The following is an 18,455-nucleotide window of genomic DNA, read 5'->3' as shown; positions in this document are numbered from 1 at the left end:
ATTAGTACCCCTTAACCGACCAGGCACAATCGCCAGAAACGCGATTGCCTTGGTTGTCGAATAAATAAATAAAAAATTCTGTGGGGTATGGTGCATCCACAAAATCATAAATAGCAGTGATGGCTGTAGTGCCCTTGGCGGTTAGTGTTATTGATTGCACATCAATAAATGATTGTTCAAAGCTCACCTGGGTACCGTTGGCATCGCCAGCCAAACAGCTTGCCGTGCCAGCATCATTAATGAGTTTTTTATCTAGCCGGGTTTCTATGTCGATAAGCTCCACCAGGTCGTCACCGCCAGCGCCAGCAATATCAATATGCACTTTTATATACCTAAAGTTGCTGGCAAATACCTGCTCTGCACCGGGTGGCGCATCGGTATAGCTCACGCCGTCGCTAGAATAAGATAACTGCATAGTGAGCGTTGCCGAACCGCTAACCATTACATAAGTGGGTGAGGCGGTAACTAATGAGCCCTCGATAATAGAGCCGTAATCGATAACTTTTTCGTAGCTGCCTGTGTTAGTAGATGGCTGCATATAATAAGGGTAACCCGCATCCACTTGAGCCTGCGGCGAGGCCCAGCTGCGGCTATCAAAGTGGGCTTGGTACGTTTCGCTGGCATCCACAGGCATTATAAGGTTGCCGTTATCCATCACTATGCCGTTAGTAATACTGCCATCCCAGCTGTTTGCGTTTTCAGTGTAGCGGGCAAATAAAATGTAATCAGGGGGTTGGCTAACAAAGGCTGCGGTGCTGGCCTCGGCGCTGGCATTACCCGCCGAATCTACCGCCAATAACCAATAAATATAATTACCCTTAACGCTTTCAAACAAAGTGGTAAACGTGCTGTTGCCAGCCTTTTCAGCAAAATTTACAGCGGTAGCAAACGTGGCACCTTTTAGTAAGCGGTAGTGGTCTATAGGTAGTGAGCCAGCTACCGAGCTGTACTTTAATAACACGTTATTATCAATAACCTGGTTGCTCACCGAGGGTTTGTTGGGCGGTGTTGGGTTAACCTCTACTGCACCGGCGGCGCTAGCGTTTTTGGCTATATCTATAGCCTCAACAGTAAAACTCTTAGCCCCCTGCCAATTAACTACTTGGCTAAAGGTGGTCGATGTAATTTCGGCTATCACCGAGCCCCCGCTTTTTATGCGATAGGCCGATAGCGCAAAATCGCTGCTTACTTCCAACCAATCAAACACCACGTTGCGGTCGTCGTAACGGCTGGTCACTACCGGTTGATCGGGCGGGTTAATCGTTAGCGTAGTGCTAACGGGGGTAGAGTCGTTGCCCGAGGTGTCGCTAGCTACCACCCAAAATGTATGCTCGCCAGCGGCTGCAGTTTTCCACACATATTCCGTGGCCTTGGCACGGATTAATAACACGGCATCGGCAAACGTGTCGCCCACATAAAAAGCGTATTCGTCGCGGTCTAGGTCGGGTATAGGGTCTATAGTCAGCACCACACCGGTGTCGGGGCGAATAGCAGCGGCAAAGTTTTCGGGGGCGCTGGGTGGCGCTGTTTTGCCTAACACTTGGTACAAGTTTGACTCAAACCAAGGGCTAACTAACCCTAGGCTGCTAATAGTGCGCGTGCGCGCTTGGTACGCGCCGGGGCGCACATCGTAAACATCTATGGTAGGCGAGCTGCTGGGGTTGCCTGCGCTAACATAATCGGCGTCATTAGGCCCCTTAACCTGCATTTCAATTAGCGCTATGCGCGGCTCGTTGGGCAGTTCTGCCGATATGGTCAGGGCTGCTTTTACCACTACGCCATCGTGGTACAAGTATTCTTGTAGCACACAATCTATGGGGGGCAGCATTTCACCGGTGGGCAATAAAGTCTCGGGGGCGGGGTCAAATAATATACCCTGCTCTACGCGCAAATATTTATTAGGGTCATGGCGGGTGGCGGTAACACTAAAAATATTGGCGCTATTTTCAACCACCAAGTTAACCCGGTACTGGCGCGGCTCTATAGCTGGTGATGAAAGCATCCAAATAGCGCCTACTTGCGGCAGTTGGCTAAAGCTGCCGTCTACCGTCATCACACCGCTACTAAAACTTTGGCAGGGCAGCTGCTCTATACTGCCATCGGGCAGCACCACAGCTAGCGTGTAGGTGGCCACCGCAAAAAACAATATGGGCGGGCTATCAAAGGTAACCGTGTTACTAGTGGCCAGCTTTATACGGCCGCCCAGGCGCTCGCCGACTATTGAGGGGTCGGAAACTTTGATAATAGCACCGGGGCGCAGGTCGGCGTGATCATACGAGCAACGGTAGTTTAAAGTTTCTATTTCATTTTTTTGGGTGTCCAAGTGCCAGCGGCCAAAGCGCTGAGCCTGGCCCCGCGAGGTGCAGCCATAGGCCACAATATCGGCCGTGCGCCAACCCAGTTGCGCTATGCCCTCGGCATCTTGCACCACCTCTATGGTGGCACGGCCGCCGTCAGCTGGGTCGTTCCAGGTAACCAGGGCTACGGTTGCTCTATCGTTTAGCGGTTTGCCTGAGTATTTAAACTCGCCCCCAATTACATTAGCTGGGGCAACCAATTTAACCGCATCGGCGGGGGCATCCTGAGTGGCGACTACTACACCCGCCCCCCAATACACCATGCCCCTAAAGGTAGAGGCTAAATTGTTAAGCACGGCGTAGGCCTCACGACGGGTGTTTAGTACACCATTAAACGTAAAGCGCGGCTCCTGGCCGCCAAAGCCATCGTCGACCAGCTCGTCGCAATACTGGGCAATTTGATACAGGCCCCACTTATCAACGCGGGCGCTATCCACATAATCACCCAGGCCGTAGCGCTCGTTGGTGAGTAAATCGTAAAACACCCAGGCGGGGTTATCAGACCAGGCTAATTTAAAGGTGCCATCCCACAAGCCGGTATAGGCTCGGGTAGCGGTGTTGTAATTGCTAGGCACCTTAATGATTAGGCCGTAAACGTCATAGCTGCGTTTGGGTATACTAGTGCCAAACTGTTCGGCATCTATGGCTATGCCTATCACAGCGCAATCAGGGTATGAAAGCTTGGCGTAGGTTAATTCTGTGTAGCTACTAAAAAAGGTTTTGTCGTTAATGTGGGCCTCGGGGTGGTCATCCGAAACTCGCTCTAACCGCACATTCCACGGCGCCCCACCCACGGGCAAGTCGACCACATATTGCGTTTCGTAGGGCGCAACCGTTTTGCCGGTAATCGTGTCGTTGAATACCTCAACCCAGCCACCGCCACTAGATTGGATTTTTATTTTTATTTCAACACTATAGCCTTTTAAGTCGCCTGTGCCTTTGTCTTGGTAAGTTAGCTGCGGTATGCGCAATTTTACCCTTACCGCATCTAGGTCGGGGTCGGTAATAGTGCGCGTAACCGCCGTGGCCTTTGTTACCTCGGCCTCTACTGCTATCTCGTTTTCTACTGCCCCAAAACCAGGCATATAAGCCTGGTCTGGTGTGCCGTCGCGGGTTTGCACAGTTACCCCGCTAAAGTTGTAGCTGCCATTGCTATTTTGCAAAGGGGTGTCGTTTAGGTAAATGCTTTTAGCGCCGTTAACCAGGCCTTGTATTTCACCCTCGCCAATCAGGTCAATAACCTTGGCTATTGAATTGCTAAACAAGGTGTTGGGGGCCTCTTTGGCTACATTGCCAGAGCCGCCCCCTTTGCCTTTTTCACCAACAATTAACATCGCTTTGCCCATTAGGATGTAAGCCCCGCTGAAATAGGTATAGAGCCAACACGTATGCGGCCGTAAATAATGGGTATAGCCTGGCCTTGCTCGGTTGAGTTAAGGGCGCCGTTAAATATATGCGATTGGCGGCCCTCTTCGTTGCGCTCTTCATAATTGGCTACTTTGGGTATATTGGTAGCTGCATAAACAGCTACTAATAAAATAACACCGTACACCACCCACTCAGCAGCGCCTTGCACCTCGGGCACTATGTGAAACTCTTTTTGCTGGCCAAAGCTAATGTCTAAGCTGCTGCCGGTAATGGGTAGGCCATTATTTTTGTCGCCGCGTAGCAGCACAAAACTGCCATCGCGCAGGGCTTGCTCAAAACCTTTAACCTGGCTACATAAAGCCCTTATGGCCTCCGCGGGTGAGCTAACAGCCAACTTAAGGCTGTCGTGGCCCAACTTTTTAAGCGCGCCATGCAGGTAAATAGTAATCATGCGTGCTTATGCCTTAACCATAGGGTGATATATTTGCGCCATGGGTACAGAGGTACGCGGCAGCTTAGCCGGCTAGGGTCGTAACCCTGCGGCCCGCCAAGCTGGTGTAAAATGATACCGCCCCCCATATACACCCCACCGTGGTTGATAACAGGCGACTTTACTTGTGCTAAAAACACATCGCCGGGTTGCAGTTCGTCCTCGTCGGGGTTGATTACAAAAAAGTTTTCATCGCCAAAATACTGGGCATACATATCGGCCTGGCCATCCAGCCACCACTCCCACTGGCGGGGGTAGTCTTTTAATACAATGCTTTTTTCTAGGCGGTAATAATCTCGAATAATGGAATAGCAATCGGTAACCCCATGACGAAACGGCCGCCCCAGCAAAGGTGGGATTTCATCTGTGCCCCACCAAAACGGCTCTAACGCTACACCGCCCTCACTAACAATAATGCCCCAAGGCACGCCCATACTTTGCTGGCCACGCATATCGGCCTCGCTGGGGCAAGCTGGCCCATTGGGGTGGCTGTGTATTACCGCTTGCACATCGCTGGCCGCCATGGCGCTGCGTTTAATTTTAAAAGCGCGCTCAGGGGTAGGTGATAGGTTTTTTTGCGGCACATAGTGACCGCCAATAACTAGCCCGCACGACTCCTGTGGGTAGCAAGCCTCGGCATGTTGTTTGGCGGTTTCAATCACAAAAGCAGAAAACATTAGCGCACCTTAGCCACGCCTGGCATGGCTCTAGTAGGTAGTGTGGCGGTATTGCCAAAACGCTTGCGGCAGTCGCTTAAACGCTGGCCGCATTTGTCATCGGCAGGGTTGCTGGTGGTAGCGCCCTGCTCGTTAAAATAACTGGTGCCCGCATAGGGGCAGGTGGCTTTGGAATAATCAAAAACATTATTTACCCAGCGGCGGTAGCGGTGGGTGCAGGTTTCGCGCAACACTTGCCGCCGGGGTAGCTTTACGCCCTCTTGGTCTAACACTGAGGCTAATTGCCAGTTAACCTCGGTACTGGTTTGTAGGGTTTTGCGCTCTATGCGGTACTCTTCTATAGGAAACACTGCAGTGGGGTCGGGGTTGCTGCCATTATCTAAAAATTGGGCAAAGGTGCGCAGGCGCCTAACAATAGCCCCGCGTAAATCGTCTAACCCTATTAGCATGGTGACAAACTGTGAATCAATATTGCTGGCTTTGAGTTGCGGGGTGGGCAGTGAGCCGCCACCACTCCACTGAAAACCGCTAGCCTCTATGGGCAAAGGCAAATAGGTGTTGCTATCAAAAACAACGGCAGTGCCGTTAAAGGTGCCCGAAACAAACCGCATTAACGAACCACCCAGCTCTGTGGCGTCAATTTCAAATAGCGTCACTATCACGCCGGGTGAGGGCTGCTGGCTAGTAGAGGCAATAATGTCGCTCATAAGTCGAACACCTCCCGAATGCTAATAGACAAGGTGTAAAGGTTGCCCTTTTCAGGCTTGGGGCCATTAAGACCTTTACACACCCATTTGCGGCTGTTGAGCTCGCCAGGGGGCGTCCACGCAAAAGCGGTATGGCCACCGCGCTCGTCCAAAAAATCCTTCAATTGGTCGGCCTCGGCTTTGCTAATAGCGACCCAAACTAGCTGCCAGTGTGTTTTGTGGCTGTTGAGCCCTGCGCCGGCTCGCTGTTCGTAGCCATCGCCAAAGTCTGCCACTAGGGTTTCGTATTCTGTTCTGGGCGCGCTGCTATAGCTGGGGTCTATGGCGGGTAATGGATCGGCCATTTATAGCTCCTCCTGCCTGTTGAGCATGCCGCCAGGGCGTTGCTGTTGGCGCACAAATTCTGCAAACAGGGGCTCTACTTGCGCCTTAACCTCGCGGCCTATATCACCACCCGCTTGTTGGCTGTCGTTGCTGCTGCCCTCAACGGTTACATTAATCTCGGGAGCAAATACCACTTTGCTGCTGCCGCCTTGGATTGTGGGTTGGGAACTTAAAAACTGGGTTAAATCTTTGTTTTGCCTAGGCGACAAAACCCGTTCGCCCTCATCTAGCAGGAAGGTGGATTCACTAGGCACATAATCCAACCCGCCATGCGCAATGCCCGCAACGGCCAAGCCTTGGGCCACGCTATTGGTGGCGGTTATACCTGCGGTTGCCGGCGCAGAGTTTGCCCCATAAGAGGCCAGCGATACCATCGCCGCGGGGGTTGCCCAAGCAGAGGCCACAACACCAGCAGCCGCAACTGAGGCGGCGGTTTCGGCAGCCAAAGCGGCCTCGCCAAGGGTGGAAAGAAGCAGTTTTTTAACCCCAATTTCTACCAGGGTAGAAATAATGGTTTTGCCTAAATCGACAACGAGGCCACGCATAGCCTCGCCAAAATCCTTTTGGTCGATAATGGCTGTGGCAAAGGCATCACCCACGCCAGCGCTAAACCGGTCTAGGGTGCGACCCCAAAGCTGGGCAAACTCACTAGCCGATTGCTGCTGAATCTCGGCCAGTTTGGCGGCGTGATCTAGTTTTAATTGGGTTTCTAGCTCGTCATAGCCTCTAATCGTTTCGATTTTTGCCTCACGGGCGGCTTGTAAAATGGCCAGCTCGTTGGCGTAGCGGTCGCGCTCTTTCTGCTCGGCGCTACGGTGGGCTAAGGCTATGTCGTCTATTTCGGTTTTTAGCTCGTCACGCTTGCGTTGCAACCTGGCTTCGGCGGCCGCTTTTTCGCGCTGTAGCCTGGCCTCGGCCAGACGCGATTCGCGCGCTTGGGCGGCGGTGGCGGCGGCGTTGTCGCGGGCGGCGGCGGCTGATTGGCGGCGCACATCGGTTAACTGTATTAGCTCGTTGCGCTCTAGCTGTGCCGATTTAACCGCTGACTCTGAGGCGCTGATAGCTATTTGCTCACGGGCGGTGATCGCGTCTATTTCATTGTTAATATTTTGCAGCGTTTCTTTGCTGCCGGCGCCAAACTTTATTTTTAAACTTTCCATGCCAGCAAGTAAGTGCTGGCCCAGGCGCTCGCTACTAGCAATTACCTTAATCACCATTTGGTCAAAAAAGGCTATCACTTGGGTAAAGCCCGCTTTGGCGTTAGCGGGGAAATAAGCGAAGGTTTCTTTGGTAATATCAATAATTGCGCGCAGGCCAGAATCTATAGCGCTAAGGCTTTCATCGGCAGCATAGGCTACACCACCTACTTGGGTTTGGCTTAGGCCTAGGGCCTCTATCCACATTTCGGTTTGTATAACCAGCTCGTCCATTAGCCCACCCTGGCCAACCAGGTCGGTTAGCTCTTCTAGGGATTCGGTAATGGAGTGGATCAGGCTTACAGCCAGGTCGGAACCACCCGCCTCGCCTAAAGTAAAAAATAGTTGATCCCAGCTATCCTTAAGGTTTGAGATTGCGCCACCCAGGGTTTCCATTTGCCTATCCATGCCGCCAGCAAAAGCGGTATCACCTATATTTTTTAAGTAGGCTTGTATGGCATCGCTATCTTTTTTTACTTCGGTGGTAATGCCTTTAAAGGTAAATTTTATGTTTTCGCCTTGGGCATTACTTTTAATGCCAAACTCTTTTAAGCGCTCAAATTCACCCACCGAGGCATCGGCTACGGCCTCTATTAACTGATCAATATTTTTGCCCATGGCGGCGGCGGTGTTGCCGTAAGAGGTAAGCGATTCTTTGGAGGGGTTAAGGCCAAGGTTATCTAGCTTAATAAATGCGCTAACCACCTCTTGTAGCTGGAAAGGGGTTTCTTTGGCAAAGTCGCGCAAAAACTCAAACTCATCGTTGGCCGCTTGTTGTGAGCCGGTAACCGTAACCAGTTGAGCATTTAATTTTTGAAACTCTTTATTAACGCTGATTAGCTGTTGCGCAAATAAACCCAAACCGGCCGCGCGCAAAACAGTGTTTAAGCCGCCCATGCGGCCAATCAATGAGCTTGAGGCGCTGCCTAGCTGATTAGCCTCGCGCCTGGCTACGCCCGCATGGCGACTAAATACTTGGGCACCGCCGCCAGCCAGTACAAAGCGACCTCGGGTTTCGCCTAGGTTGCTGTTAATGTCTTTAAACACCTTGTTTGAACGGCGGCCACCTTGCACTAGCTCGGTGTCGTCATAATCTATGCGTATACGGTAAGCTTGTTCACCCACGGCACAACCCTCTAATGGCGTTAACGGCGGCCTCTTCCATTATTTTCATATCACTCCACAATGTTTGGCGCTGCTCATCAGTAAGCCCTGGCTGCATTTGTAAATCATGCCAGGCGGCGGTGTAATCTAAGCCTATGGGGCCGGTAAATTTACCTATGGCGCCGCGCCGCCACTGGGTTTTTAGACCCTCAAAAAACAACAGTGAGGGCACCGTACCTGGCCACATTAAATAGGGCTTGCTGGGCTCATCGTTTAGCGTTGCGGCATCACTAGGGCTAACCCCAAAAGCTAATAAGTCATCGTTTAATAAGTCGGGCGACGAATCTTCACCTACTAAAAGAGCCGCCGCCTTGCTTAGTTTTTTGCGCGGGCCAGCCCATTCATTGCCCGGTAATAATCGGTAACTATGGCTGTACGAATAAACGGCACTTTTAGCACTTTGTTAAGGTTGGTTTTATTAAAGGCCATAGGCTTGCCGTTTTTGTCGTCAACGCCATCCCAACCTTTTAGTATTTTTTTACAAAAGGCTATGTCGCTATCAACAGTGCCAGCGGCGGCCCGCTCTTTGTCGATTTCGTCCTGGTCTAGCACGGCAAAGGTGGCGGTAAAGCCTACCCCCTCTTTAAAACCACCCTTGTAGGGCTGTTTTATCACTACTGGCCACTCAAAATCTGAACATACTTCGTCTAGCTGAAATTTCATGCACACCTCTAGGGCTTAAAAGTAAAACGGCTAATTGTTAGTGATAACGGTTATTTTGTGGTTAATACAAATTCGTCATCACCGGCGCTGTCGGGTATTAACGACAAACTCATTTCTAGTGTCACGGTGCCCTTATCATCACCATATTTGGGTTGCAGCAGCTGCACTTTTGGCGCATCTATCTGCAGAATATTACCCGCTACCGTGCCGTGGATGAGCTGCAAGGCATCGGCAACATTATTTTTAGCTTTGGCAAACCAGTCGTAAGTGCTCACCACGGGCGAATCGATAACCACAGAGCCGGCTGGCTTGCGGTCAACAATGTCTACGCTCTCGCCATTCAATGCGGGGCGGTGGGCAACGTCGTTGGCCAAGTCTATGGTTAACTTGCTCATAACCGCTGATTGACCATGCAAGGTAAAGGCGGTGTTGCCATCCTCTATAGAGATAGGATTAGGTACGGCTGAAAAATCAGGTGAGCCTTGAGGCGCTGCGCTAACATCTACAAACAAACCGGTAAACGAAAACTTAGCGACGGGGTAGCCTTGCGAATCTAAGGTAAACTCTACTGTACCGCGGGCGCCCAGTAAGGCATGAAGGTTGCCATCTTGGTTAAAGTATAAGGTTGCCGACTCGTGGCCATCGCTAGCCAGGTTATAAGTTACATCGCTAACGCCAATCGTTTCTGCCATGCCGCAAGCGCGCGCCAATACCCCCCAGTTGGGCGGCGTGGTGGCGGTACCTGAGCCAGCCAGCGCCACCTCTACTTCTAGCTTTACATGAGTGCCTACATGAATTTGCGCATAGTTACCGAAGTTGGGGCGTATAATTGGGTTTTCTAACAGCGCGCCCTCTATGGGTGTTACCTCAATGCTGCGGCATACCACTGCATCAGTGGCCACCACAGGCAGAGCATCATTACCATAAGTGCTTTCAATTTTAGCGAGTAGTAATCGCTTTCTAGTCTTTTGTCCCATGTTGCTCTCCCGCCTTGTCGGCTATTGTTGGCTGCTGCGGCTTTTCGGTTTTTTTAACAGCGGGCTTAGTGCGGTGCAGCAGTTTAATGCTGTCACTTTTGCCTTTGCCGTCGTCCTGGTAACGTCCACCTTGGCGCATAATAAAATCCTCAATACTCTGTATAAAAATCTCAAAAAAATAGCTGTGTTAGTCTGCAGGCATTAACCCGCCCTGCAGGCGGTGCTGCCACAACACATCAATAACGTCACCGGTACCGCCCACTACCCGCGCCTCAACTTCGGCGCCAGGGAATAAATTAATATTGACCTTGCCCGGCGAAGTGAACGACTGCAGTACCTCCTCGGTGGCGCTGCTTACATCAACCAGATTAACGGTGTGGCCGTTAAAGGCACCCTCGGTGCGAAAGTGGGCAGCGCCGGTTTTAAGGGTGGCCAGTTTGCTGTCACCGGGGCCAGCATTATTGAGTAATGATTTTAAGCTCATAGCGATATCCTTAATGTAAAACCACATCGGTAACGATGGGGCTTAGCCATTCGTTTGCGTTAGCAACAGCAAAGTTGGTTTCGGTTATGGGGGTAATGCGGGTGTTAGTCAGCACGGCTGCTATTACTGTAAATGTAATGTTTTGGCTGGCATCAGGGGTGGTGCCGTTGCTGGCGGTAATGGTGATGTTAATAACATCACTTAACACGGCCGCATCAACTAGGCTAAGCGCGCCGGTGTTTGCATCCAGTGTGCATTTTGCTGCATCAGCGCCGCTTAGCGTGTAGGTGATAGGCTCGGCGCCGCTTAATGCAGTGAAATAGCCTAGGGATATAACACCCTCAATGATGTTTACAGCCGCATCGGCTGGCATGGTGGGAGCTGTACCGGGGGCGTTTATGTCATACGGCACAAGGCTGATATCACCCCATGAAACGCCGTCAAAAATAGCAATCTGTAATATATGGTTGCCGATTGATAAATCATGCACCGAGCCATCAGGGTTTAATAATTTACCATCGCCGCCTTGCGTCCACTCGCAAGCGAACCAATCGCCATCGACTGCACCAGAACCGTATAAAACCGATACGCCCTGTTGCCAAGGTTCACCCGCTGCCTGGGTATATTGGTGTGCTGGGGTTATCTGCAAACTGACGCTATCAGCAACGCTATTAGCATCGGTAATCACAAAATTATAGGCAGTGTTAAACGTCCGTGTTTTGTCATCCCATACCATGGGGTTTGGCGTTACAAATGTGTATTGCGCATCCGCAACGACCTCGGTTAGCGTTACTGCAACGCCGTCTAGGGTTGCGGTATACGGGCCAGTGCCGTTGCTTATATTTAGCGTTACTACGTCACTAGGTGCGGGGGCTGAATCGCTAATTGAACCTATTATGCTGACCGGCGTAGAGACTGTGCCTATGGCGAAAAATAAACCCAACAACGATGTAATCGTGTCACCGTTCGCATCAATTGTAGCCGTGTAGCTCTCACTATTTGATGCAATCACATAGTCTTTAAACGACCACGCCCGAATATTCGTGTTTAACTGATTGTCATAATAGCTGTCAAAATTTGCAGAGTGCGCGGATACACCTATGTTAGGCATACTACTATTGCCCGCAGCGGCCACTAAACTAATCCCTAATGCGCCCGACGCGTTTAAAATATTGCCGGATGCTACAACACTGCTCGCGCTAGGCGCTGGTAAATCATAAACATTGATTACGGAGCCATAAGGGCTTGCTTGCGGCGCGCCTTCCATTTCAGCAACGTATAGCAGAGCATTGCTTGCGGGATACGATGTTGTAAACGTTGTAGCCCCAGCGCTTAATTGCGAGCCATTAAAAACACCCACTGTAATATTTGCCCGCTGGCCGCCTTGTGTACTACCCGCTGAATAAATGATGTCGGCATTTTCAGCGCCTACGGCGATAATGCCGCCACTATTTGCATTAGGGTGCCGTGCAATAATGACGCACAAGTATAACCTGTTAGCTCCCGCTGCTGTTAGCGTAATCGCTGGGAACGCATCAGCACCGTAGTCGTAAACAATATGCTCATCAATTAGTGTTGGCATCAGGGCCCCCCTACATTGTAGGCGTGGCCTATAGGCTGTGTACTAACAACCAAGTCATTAACATCTATATACCCATCCACATCAACATTGCCAAAATGCTCATTCCAGTCAGCCATGTTGTCAAAAAATGAAATCCAATTTATGCCGCTACCCATTTTAGCAACCGGCATACCTATATTGCCGTTTACATCATTAAAGTGATCAGCGGGTACGGGAACACCTGGTGATAGGTTGCCGTGGATGCTCTTATTAGGGAAGTCGGTTTCTTGTTTTACGCCATCAAACCATACCTCAAACACTCCATCATTTGAGGTAGCGTTTGTTGCTAACTTAACTCGGTATTCCAGCGTATGCCATGGCCTTGCTGTTGAAACAAAACGCCCAGGATTTGTGATCCAGTCTATATCTCCTACCAGTGCCTGCATATAGCCTGCTTGCGCAGTATGCGGCAACGGATTTCCGTCGATATACGCGCCATAATTTAATCGCGGTCCACCAGCGCTGCCATTATCACGCTCTGTTGCATCGCCATCGTTGGCCCCAAAAACGGCATTTACATGTATGCCATACGTCGGCGAGCCAGCAAAATTGGCAACAATATAATGGGAGTTAGGTCTATTCTCTGACCAGTTTCCCGTCACATGATCAGACTGCGTAGGGTGAGTATTTTGCCACAGCCTGAGCCACTTCCAATATGGAAGGGATAAAGCGCCATCACCAAATTTCCAGTTGTCAGGAAACTTAAACCGATAACGAATATACAGTTCAGTAAAGCCTGTAAGCATATTCCCGGTTAAATGCTTAGCCATTGTTATTGTGGGGTTTGATGTAGGTGTTGGATCATACGTTAACCGCATGGCATTAGATCCAGCAACGCCAGCGCCTGCTATAACATCAAGCGAGCCAGAGCCGCCCACGTTTACAGCTGTCATTCCTGGGGGGGCGTTGCTGCTATTCCAATATGGCACGCCGCCTTGCGAATACCCTGTCGCGTCAGAAAAATCAGTTTCAAAAACTATTACCGGTAAAGTTGGGCAAGCCTGCCCCACAGCAACCAGTGTTCCACCTTGGCAGCGGATCAGACTCATCGATGTTACTGCTATGTTTTTTGCAGAAAAAACTGAGCTGGCAGATAAAAACAGAGTGAACAACACAAAAAATTTAAAATGACGATAAATATTAATCATTCTTACGCCCCCTCAAACTTAAGCGTAAAACCAACCCAGCCCACGGGTACATCGGCTTGTGATGATTGGGTAAAATCGACGAGCTGCATGCCATCTAATGTGGCGGGTAAATCGCTGCGGCGAACCATGCTAACCACTTCGGCTAGCATATCGAACTCGCCATCTTCTACAGCCTGGCCAGGGGTTTCGCTGTTTACTTCAAGGCGACCTACAACCATGCAAAAATGCCGGCCATCGGCAACAGGGCGGCCTAGTGGGTAGCGATAGTCGCCACCTTTTTGGCTGATAACAACAAAAATACCAGCAGCCAACTGGGCAGGGTTTGCGCTGTGTATCAAAGTGCTGTCGCGGCTAACTGTGCGGCCTGGTGCTGCAGCACTTAGGGCTACCACTAAATCGTTCATGCGCTGTTTTAAATCAACGTCCATGGGCAGCCTCTCTAAAACCGGCAGCTATGCCCTGGGCGGCCAACTCCTGTAAGCGTGATTTTTTTTGCTCTAGGGCTGGTTCCATGTGTGGTTGTGCGGGCGTGCCATGGCGCAAGATTTTTCGTTGAATTAAAAAGGCTACTGATTCGGGCGTATCGCTGTGTATGCCTTTAACCTTCATCCAATCAAGTATGCTTTGCAGGGGGGCAAAGCCGCCTGGGCCAGTGCCTTTTTCTACCGCGGTGGCATGTGTAACGGGCGAAACAACCTCATATAATGACGGGCCTAAATGCTCTGGATGAATGGCGTTGGTTAGCGTACTTTCGGCCTTAGGTGCCAATTGCTTTGCAAGGTTGGCAACTTCTAAAACACCGCGAGCCAGCTTAGCGTCAACGTGCTTGGCTATCGCTGCCCTAACATTGCCAAAAGTGTTGGCTAGCTCGGGGGTATTGTGGGCTATGCGCGCCTTCATGCTGCTAAAAACTCAATCATTAGATTTTGGTAAATCTCGGCGGGTGAGCCTTGGCGGTCGCGGCCCACCCCTGGTTTAACGCTAACGGCTGTTTTTAAGCGTTTAATGGCTAGTTGCTTCATGGCCTCGGCGGTGGCGCGCAGTATTAATAGCTCCCGGTCGCTTTCGTTAATACTGCTACTGCCATCATCGGGCAAGGTGTGCTGGCCGTAATAAAAAAAGCCATAAGTTGCGCCCAAAACTGTAATCATGGGGCTGGTAGGTGCAAAACTTAGCTCTAAGGTTTTGCCGTTGCTGTCACCTATCACAGTTACGGTAGGTAAGCGCCGCGGGTAAGCACCATCCCAAGGGTTATACCTTGCTCTGGCATCCATGCCCCAGTTTGACAGTTTAAAATCTTCTAGGTCAGCTGGCGCCGGGTAGCTGGCTACCCCTGCTATTAATGCAAGTGAGCCCGACAAGGTTCTAGGCCTAGCACGGTGCATATCGCTAGCAGCAATGGTTAGCATGCGCCAAAAAACATCCTCGGTTTGGTTAGCGTCAGCTGTAGAAAAAAAACTCTCAGCATCACTTAATGCCAACCGTAAGTCGGCAACAAGCTGAGTTTTTGTCATAGAATCTGGCATTAGCCGTTACCTAAAAGATTGACCACAAGGGCCATTGATCCAGAAATAAACGCACTGAGTAGTAACACCCGGCCATTTTGGTTTTCACTAACCGAAACCTTGGTGCTTGCCTGCGAAATAGCGTTAGAGTTTGAGCGCGCAAAAAGGGTGTTAACATGTTTGCTTAGCGCTTCGTTTTGTTTTAATAAATGCTTAATGTCTGTTTCTGATCGTGCTAGCGACTTCTCAACATCCATAAGCTTGTCGCTCAAATGAGTAACATGGCTGCTAAGCCTGTCTACTGCTGCCGCTACCGGGTCGCTCACTGTGCTCTCCCTAGGCGTTAGTGTCTCTGCTGGCTAACTCGGCCTGTAATATCGAAAGGGCGTCGGCATCTTCGCCGTAAATAATAAGCGATTCGGCTAACTCTTCGTCGTCAAAGTCTTTGGCATCAATGGCTATTGATTGTAAAAATGCCTGGCGGTCACGGGCCGCTTTTTCTTGCTCTAGTACGACCAATACAATCTCGTTAGCGGCGTGATCTAGTAGCTGTGCTTGCAGCTGCTCGTCGCTCATGCCTACAACACTTTCGCGCAGGGTGTCGGCCAGCGCTATAGAGTCACGACGGGTTTTTTCTGCCACTAGCGCGGGCGCTAATTTTTGCGGTGGTTTGTTGCTTTGGTAGTGCGCAAACACGGCTTCAAATTGCTCAGGGCTTAAGCCGGGCAATTGTTCAATTTCTAAATCTTGTTTTTGTTTAACAAAATCGGCCACAAAGTCGGCAATGCTTAAGTTGTCGGCCTGCGCTTTTGGGGTGGGTTTTTCGCCCAGGTAATGAGACTCTACAAAGCGCCCTTGACCTGGGTAAATGGTGTACGGGCCACAGTGCATAGTTGCTGTAGTGTTATTAACAACGTGTTTTTTAGTCACGGCGCAAACCTCTGCTTGTCAAAAAGTCGTGTGTAAAAAAGCCAGCCCCTAAGGGCTGGCAACCCTAGCGCTGTTAACGGCCTGCGGCTGAGTAATACAAAATTGACATAAAGCGGTTGCGTAAAGGCTCGGGTACTTTTAAGGCGTTGTACTCTTCGCCATACTGCTCTTTTGCACCTATAAGCTGGCCTTGGCTGTTGCGAGCCTCTTGCACTTCACCCATAGAGAAGGGTTTGGCAATGGTGTAAGCCAAGGTGTTGGTTTGGCCTAAAATAATACGTTCATCGCCCAGGTCTATGCCGGGTGCATTTGTGCCTACCGCTGGAATATTTTTAACCGCTTCCAGGTCACCCGCTACAGATACGCGGCTGTCGTTACGCTGGCCGGCTGCTGTGTACTGCTCGGCGTCAGTACATTCGTTGTTGAGTATTGAGCTCATCAACAAAAACTCAGGCTGCACAAAACGCTGCTGGCTCATTTGCGCCTTAGCCGCGCCCACAGCCTGAATTAGCGTATTTAGGTGCTTGGTGCGGGTAGTGTTGGCGGGTAAATCCGAATCAACTTTTAATAAGTTGGTCGCGTAGCTATAACCCACCGTATTAGTGCCTGTGTTGGCGGGAGTGGCTGGGTCACCTAATTGGTCGACCAGCTCTATATAGCCTAAGTTGTAGTTAGCTATGCGATAGTAGGTACCCGCCGATTGGGTGCCGGTACCATCCCAGGGCTCAACAGGTACGGAATTTATGGTAATGGCAATGGGGTTTTCTGTATTGCCTATTGTATTGCCCTGCAAGTCCACCGTGGTGTGTTGGCGAACAATAGGGAAATTAGCTGTTGTGATTAGCGAGTTACTGCCATCTAGCTGGCTACTAACATTCTCAGCAGGTACGTCAATTGCTTGGTAGGCATCGGCGTTGCGCTGAATCTCATTGGCCAGGCGCTGGCAAATAAGCTCACGCATAAAGCGTGAGGCTGTTGCTAAGCTTTCGGCAAAGGCATCGAAATTAATGCCGGATGAGCGGGTAAAGTGCATTACCTCGTTGCTCACATCAATGGCGATTTTCATGGCCTGAATATAAGCATACGCCATTTTTTGGCTAATACCGGCCTTGGCTATAGCGCCGCGCTCGGGGGTAATGGCGTAGTTGGTAATATTGCTAACATCGCGTACCGTGTAAGGTATTTGTGTGGTAGCGGTTGCAGATGGGTCAACAAAAGTGGCCACCAACTGCAGTATGTTTAAGTCTGATAGTGTTTCGCGTATGACTTCGCGCTGATAGCCCACCGGTAAATCGGTATCAGAAATATTAGAGGCACCGCCTGCTGATAAGGTTTTAGCCATACTGTGCATAGCACCGGCGTGCTGGGCGTCATACAGTGCTAGCACATCACTAACAAAAGGGCTGACCTTTTCACTAAGCTTGATCTGGTTGGATTGATAAGCGCGGGTATGTTTAAGCTTTTCGCGTAAAAAGGTTTCCACCTTGCTGCCGCTATCGCCGGCCGCATCAGCCAGCTGCACCGAGCCCATAGGGCCGCTACCTAAGGTAACGCCCATTTCACTCAGTTTGCGCGCAGCCACTAAGGCGTTGCGCTGGGTAATTTGCAGCTCGGCTAGCGAGGTAATTTGGCCCTCGGTCATTTCGGCGGTGATGAGGTCTTTAACCGCGTCTTTTAGCTCTTTGCGGTCTGACTCTTCCAAACCTTCGGCGGCGTCCACTAGCTCGCTAAAGCGTTTAATATTACCTGCGGTGGTGTCGGCCAGCTTTTTGGCGGCCTGCTCGCGCTCTTTGTCGCGCCTATCCAATAGGTCGTTTAAGCTCTCCTCGGTTAAAGCCTTGCTATCACCTGCTTTACCTAGTGCGCTAATTGCATTGGTAAGCTCTGATAGGTCTACCGATTCAGCATTGCTGCCTCCCAGTTTTTTGCCATTATCGACAAAAGCATCAACCAATAATAAAGCTTGGGCCTCTTCGGTGCAGTGGCTAAGCGACAGCTCGGCTAGGGCATAAACTGCCGACAAAACAGGTTCTGATAAATTAAAACCCATTAACTTGGTTTTTAGCTCCGCGAGTAATTTTGCGAATTTCATGGTGCTGCCCTCTTGCAGGTGTTGTAAACAATTATCTAAAACAGTTAGGTGGTTGCCCTCGGCCTCGGCCAATTGCACTTTTTGTAGGTTTTTAATATGGCCGCGCACTACTAGTGCTGCGCCCAGCATGGTGGGGCCGTGCTCTTGTTCAAACTCGGCGTCTATATAGTTGTCGATATATTCTATGGATAAATATTTGTAGCCCTTGTTAGTAACAGCATCGATACCATTGGCCAGCCATTCAACCTCGCCCTGTAGCACATGCCCTGCGCCCCTAGGGCTAATAAATAAGCGGGTAAATGTGCCGCCAGCGCCTTTGCCGTTACCGTCGTGGGCAACGTCCAGCATGATATCCTGGCCAAAAGTGCGGGCTTCAAAGTTTTTAACCATGCTTTGCAGCATGGCTAAAGTAATAGAAAAACGACCATACCTAGGATGGCTAAAAGTACCTGTGCGGGTTATATCTACCACCGAATTGCTGGCGCCTTCGGCCAGCTGTATCTCGGTTGAAATAACGCGGCGCGACTTGCGATTGCTGCCGTCTGATAGTGCAATTACAGTATGGTTTTTACGCAAAACTATATCCCTTAAACAAAAAAGCCGGGCAGCAAAGTACATGCTGGCCCGGCTTTTTTAATACACCATGATTGGGTAGGCTGAATTATTTATTATTTAATGGCGACAAAACAAGG

18 protein-coding genes and 1 pseudogene are annotated in these 18,455 nt (G+C 50.4%); all 19 read right to left on the bottom strand.

Annotated features, from left to right (window positions below; all coding sequences use genetic code 11):
- Position 1: 1 nt before the first annotated feature.
- Positions 2–3,703 (bottom strand): host specificity protein J, encoded by a 3,702-nt coding sequence (locus NO559_RS07810; protein ID WP_258331252.1) that lies wholly within the window; start codon positions 3,701–3,703, stop codon positions 2–4.
- On the bottom strand, positions 3,703–4,176 hold the full coding sequence (locus tag NO559_RS07805) for a hypothetical protein (RefSeq protein WP_258331251.1): 474 nt from the start codon (positions 4,174–4,176) through the stop codon (positions 3,703–3,705). The genes NO559_RS07810 and NO559_RS07805 overlap by 1 nt, the downstream gene beginning before the upstream one ends.
- A complete protein-coding gene (locus NO559_RS07800; protein WP_258331250.1) occupies positions 4,173–4,892 on the bottom strand; it encodes a C40 family peptidase in 720 nt (239 codons plus the stop codon). Before NO559_RS07800 ends, NO559_RS07805 begins: the two co-directional genes overlap by 4 nt.
- Positions 4,892–5,599, bottom strand: a complete 708-nt coding sequence (locus tag NO559_RS07795) for a phage minor tail protein L (protein WP_258331249.1) — start codon at positions 5,597–5,599, stop codon at positions 4,892–4,894. The genes NO559_RS07800 and NO559_RS07795 overlap by 1 nt, the downstream gene beginning before the upstream one ends.
- A complete protein-coding gene (locus tag NO559_RS07790) occupies positions 5,596–5,943 on the bottom strand; it encodes a phage tail protein (protein ID WP_258331248.1) in 348 nt (115 codons plus the stop codon). Before NO559_RS07790 ends, NO559_RS07795 begins: the two co-directional genes overlap by 4 nt.
- Positions 5,944–8,304 carry a tape measure protein gene (locus tag NO559_RS07785; RefSeq protein WP_258331247.1) on the bottom strand — a complete coding sequence of 787 codons (2,361 nt, stop codon included), beginning with the start codon at positions 8,302–8,304 and terminating at the stop codon, positions 5,944–5,946.
- A pseudogene (locus tag NO559_RS07780) lies at positions 8,297–8,542 on the bottom strand (DUF1799 domain-containing protein); the annotation flags it as partial. The pseudogene NO559_RS07780 and the gene NO559_RS07785, both read right to left, overlap by 8 nt.
- Before the next feature lie 116 nt (positions 8,543–8,658).
- Positions 8,659–9,006: a phage tail assembly chaperone gene (locus NO559_RS07775; RefSeq protein ID WP_258331246.1), complete on the bottom strand. Its 348-nt coding sequence runs from the start codon at positions 9,004–9,006 to the stop codon at positions 8,659–8,661.
- Between the two features lie 50 nt (positions 9,007–9,056).
- On the bottom strand, positions 9,057–9,983 hold the full coding sequence (locus NO559_RS07770) for a phage tail tube protein (RefSeq protein ID WP_258331245.1): 927 nt from the start codon (positions 9,981–9,983) through the stop codon (positions 9,057–9,059).
- The gene (locus NO559_RS07765; protein ID WP_258331244.1) at positions 9,967–10,122 is read right to left on the bottom strand and encodes a hypothetical protein; all 156 of its coding nucleotides are present in this window, start codon (positions 10,120–10,122) and stop codon (positions 9,967–9,969) included. Before NO559_RS07765 ends, NO559_RS07770 begins: the two co-directional genes overlap by 17 nt.
- Positions 10,123–10,170: 48 nt before the next feature.
- On the bottom strand, positions 10,171–10,467 hold the full coding sequence (locus tag NO559_RS07760) for a hypothetical protein (RefSeq protein WP_258331243.1): 297 nt from the start codon (positions 10,465–10,467) through the stop codon (positions 10,171–10,173).
- A 10-nt stretch (positions 10,468–10,477) separates the two neighbouring features.
- On the bottom strand, positions 10,478–12,049 hold the full coding sequence (locus tag NO559_RS07755; RefSeq protein ID WP_258331242.1) for a hypothetical protein: 1,572 nt from the start codon (positions 12,047–12,049) through the stop codon (positions 10,478–10,480).
- Positions 12,049–13,236 (bottom strand): hypothetical protein, encoded by a 1,188-nt coding sequence (locus tag NO559_RS07750; RefSeq protein ID WP_258331241.1) that lies wholly within the window; start codon positions 13,234–13,236, stop codon positions 12,049–12,051. The genes NO559_RS07755 and NO559_RS07750 overlap by 1 nt, the downstream gene beginning before the upstream one ends.
- A 2-nt stretch (positions 13,237–13,238) precedes the next feature.
- Positions 13,239–13,664 (bottom strand): hypothetical protein, encoded by a 426-nt coding sequence (locus NO559_RS07745; protein ID WP_258331240.1) that lies wholly within the window; start codon positions 13,662–13,664, stop codon positions 13,239–13,241.
- A complete protein-coding gene (locus NO559_RS07740; RefSeq protein ID WP_258331239.1) occupies positions 13,654–14,136 on the bottom strand; it encodes a hypothetical protein in 483 nt (160 codons plus the stop codon). Before NO559_RS07740 ends, NO559_RS07745 begins: the two co-directional genes overlap by 11 nt.
- Positions 14,133–14,762, bottom strand: coding sequence for a hypothetical protein (locus NO559_RS07735; RefSeq protein ID WP_258331238.1), 630 nt, complete (start codon positions 14,760–14,762; stop codon positions 14,133–14,135). The genes NO559_RS07740 and NO559_RS07735 overlap by 4 nt, the downstream gene beginning before the upstream one ends.
- Positions 14,762–15,067 (bottom strand): hypothetical protein, encoded by a 306-nt coding sequence (locus NO559_RS07730; RefSeq protein WP_258331237.1) that lies wholly within the window; start codon positions 15,065–15,067, stop codon positions 14,762–14,764. The genes NO559_RS07735 and NO559_RS07730 overlap by 1 nt, the downstream gene beginning before the upstream one ends.
- Before the next feature lie 10 nt (positions 15,068–15,077).
- A complete protein-coding gene (locus tag NO559_RS07725; RefSeq protein ID WP_258331236.1) occupies positions 15,078–15,671 on the bottom strand; it encodes a hypothetical protein in 594 nt (197 codons plus the stop codon).
- Positions 15,672–15,744: 73 nt separating this feature from the next.
- Entirely contained in the window at positions 15,745–18,339 is a 2,595-nt protein-coding gene (locus tag NO559_RS07720) for a phage protease (RefSeq protein ID WP_258331235.1), read from the bottom strand.
- Positions 18,340–18,455: the final 116 nt, after the last annotated feature.

It is taken from the genome of Dasania sp. GY-MA-18 (assembly GCF_024734385.1).
GTDB classification, from domain to species: domain Bacteria; phylum Pseudomonadota; class Gammaproteobacteria; order Pseudomonadales; family Dasaniaceae; genus Dasania; species Dasania phycosphaerae.
Note: the sequence above shows the minus strand (reverse complement) of the source record. Positions and strands in the feature narration are given on the sequence as shown.

Excerpts from the sequence above, each read along its gene's own strand:
- NO559_RS07755 (WP_258331242.1), bottom strand. The coding sequence starts at position 12,049 with ATGCCAACACTAATTGATGAGCATATTGTTTACGACTACGGTGCTGAT.
- NO559_RS07745 (WP_258331240.1), bottom strand. The coding sequence starts at position 13,664 with ATGGACGTTGATTTAAAACAGCGCATGAACGATTTAGTGGTAGCCCTA.
- NO559_RS07770 (WP_258331245.1), bottom strand. The coding sequence starts at position 9,983 with ATGGGACAAAAGACTAGAAAGCGATTACTACTCGCTAAAATTGAAAGC.
- NO559_RS07795 (WP_258331249.1), bottom strand. The coding sequence starts at position 5,599 with ATGAGCGACATTATTGCCTCTACTAGCCAGCAGCCCTCACCCGGCGTG.
- NO559_RS07740 (WP_258331239.1), bottom strand. The coding sequence starts at position 14,136 with ATGAAGGCGCGCATAGCCCACAATACCCCCGAGCTAGCCAACACTTTT.
- NO559_RS07750 (WP_258331241.1), bottom strand. The coding sequence starts at position 13,236 with ATGATTAATATTTATCGTCATTTTAAATTTTTTGTGTTGTTCACTCTG.
- NO559_RS07735 (WP_258331238.1), bottom strand. The coding sequence starts at position 14,762 with ATGCCAGATTCTATGACAAAAACTCAGCTTGTTGCCGACTTACGGTTG.
- NO559_RS07790 (WP_258331248.1), bottom strand. The coding sequence starts at position 5,943 with ATGGCCGATCCATTACCCGCCATAGACCCCAGCTATAGCAGCGCGCCC.
- NO559_RS07765 (WP_258331244.1), bottom strand. The coding sequence starts at position 10,122 with ATGCGCCAAGGTGGACGTTACCAGGACGACGGCAAAGGCAAAAGTGAC.
- NO559_RS07760 (WP_258331243.1), bottom strand. The coding sequence starts at position 10,467 with ATGAGCTTAAAATCATTACTCAATAATGCTGGCCCCGGTGACAGCAAA.
- NO559_RS07800 (WP_258331250.1), bottom strand. The coding sequence starts at position 4,892 with ATGTTTTCTGCTTTTGTGATTGAAACCGCCAAACAACATGCCGAGGCT.
- NO559_RS07775 (WP_258331246.1), bottom strand. The coding sequence starts at position 9,006 with ATGAAATTTCAGCTAGACGAAGTATGTTCAGATTTTGAGTGGCCAGTA.
- NO559_RS07805 (WP_258331251.1), bottom strand. The coding sequence starts at position 4,176 with ATGATTACTATTTACCTGCATGGCGCGCTTAAAAAGTTGGGCCACGAC.
- NO559_RS07810 (WP_258331252.1), bottom strand. The coding sequence starts at position 3,703 with ATGGGCAAAGCGATGTTAATTGTTGGTGAAAAAGGCAAAGGGGGCGGC.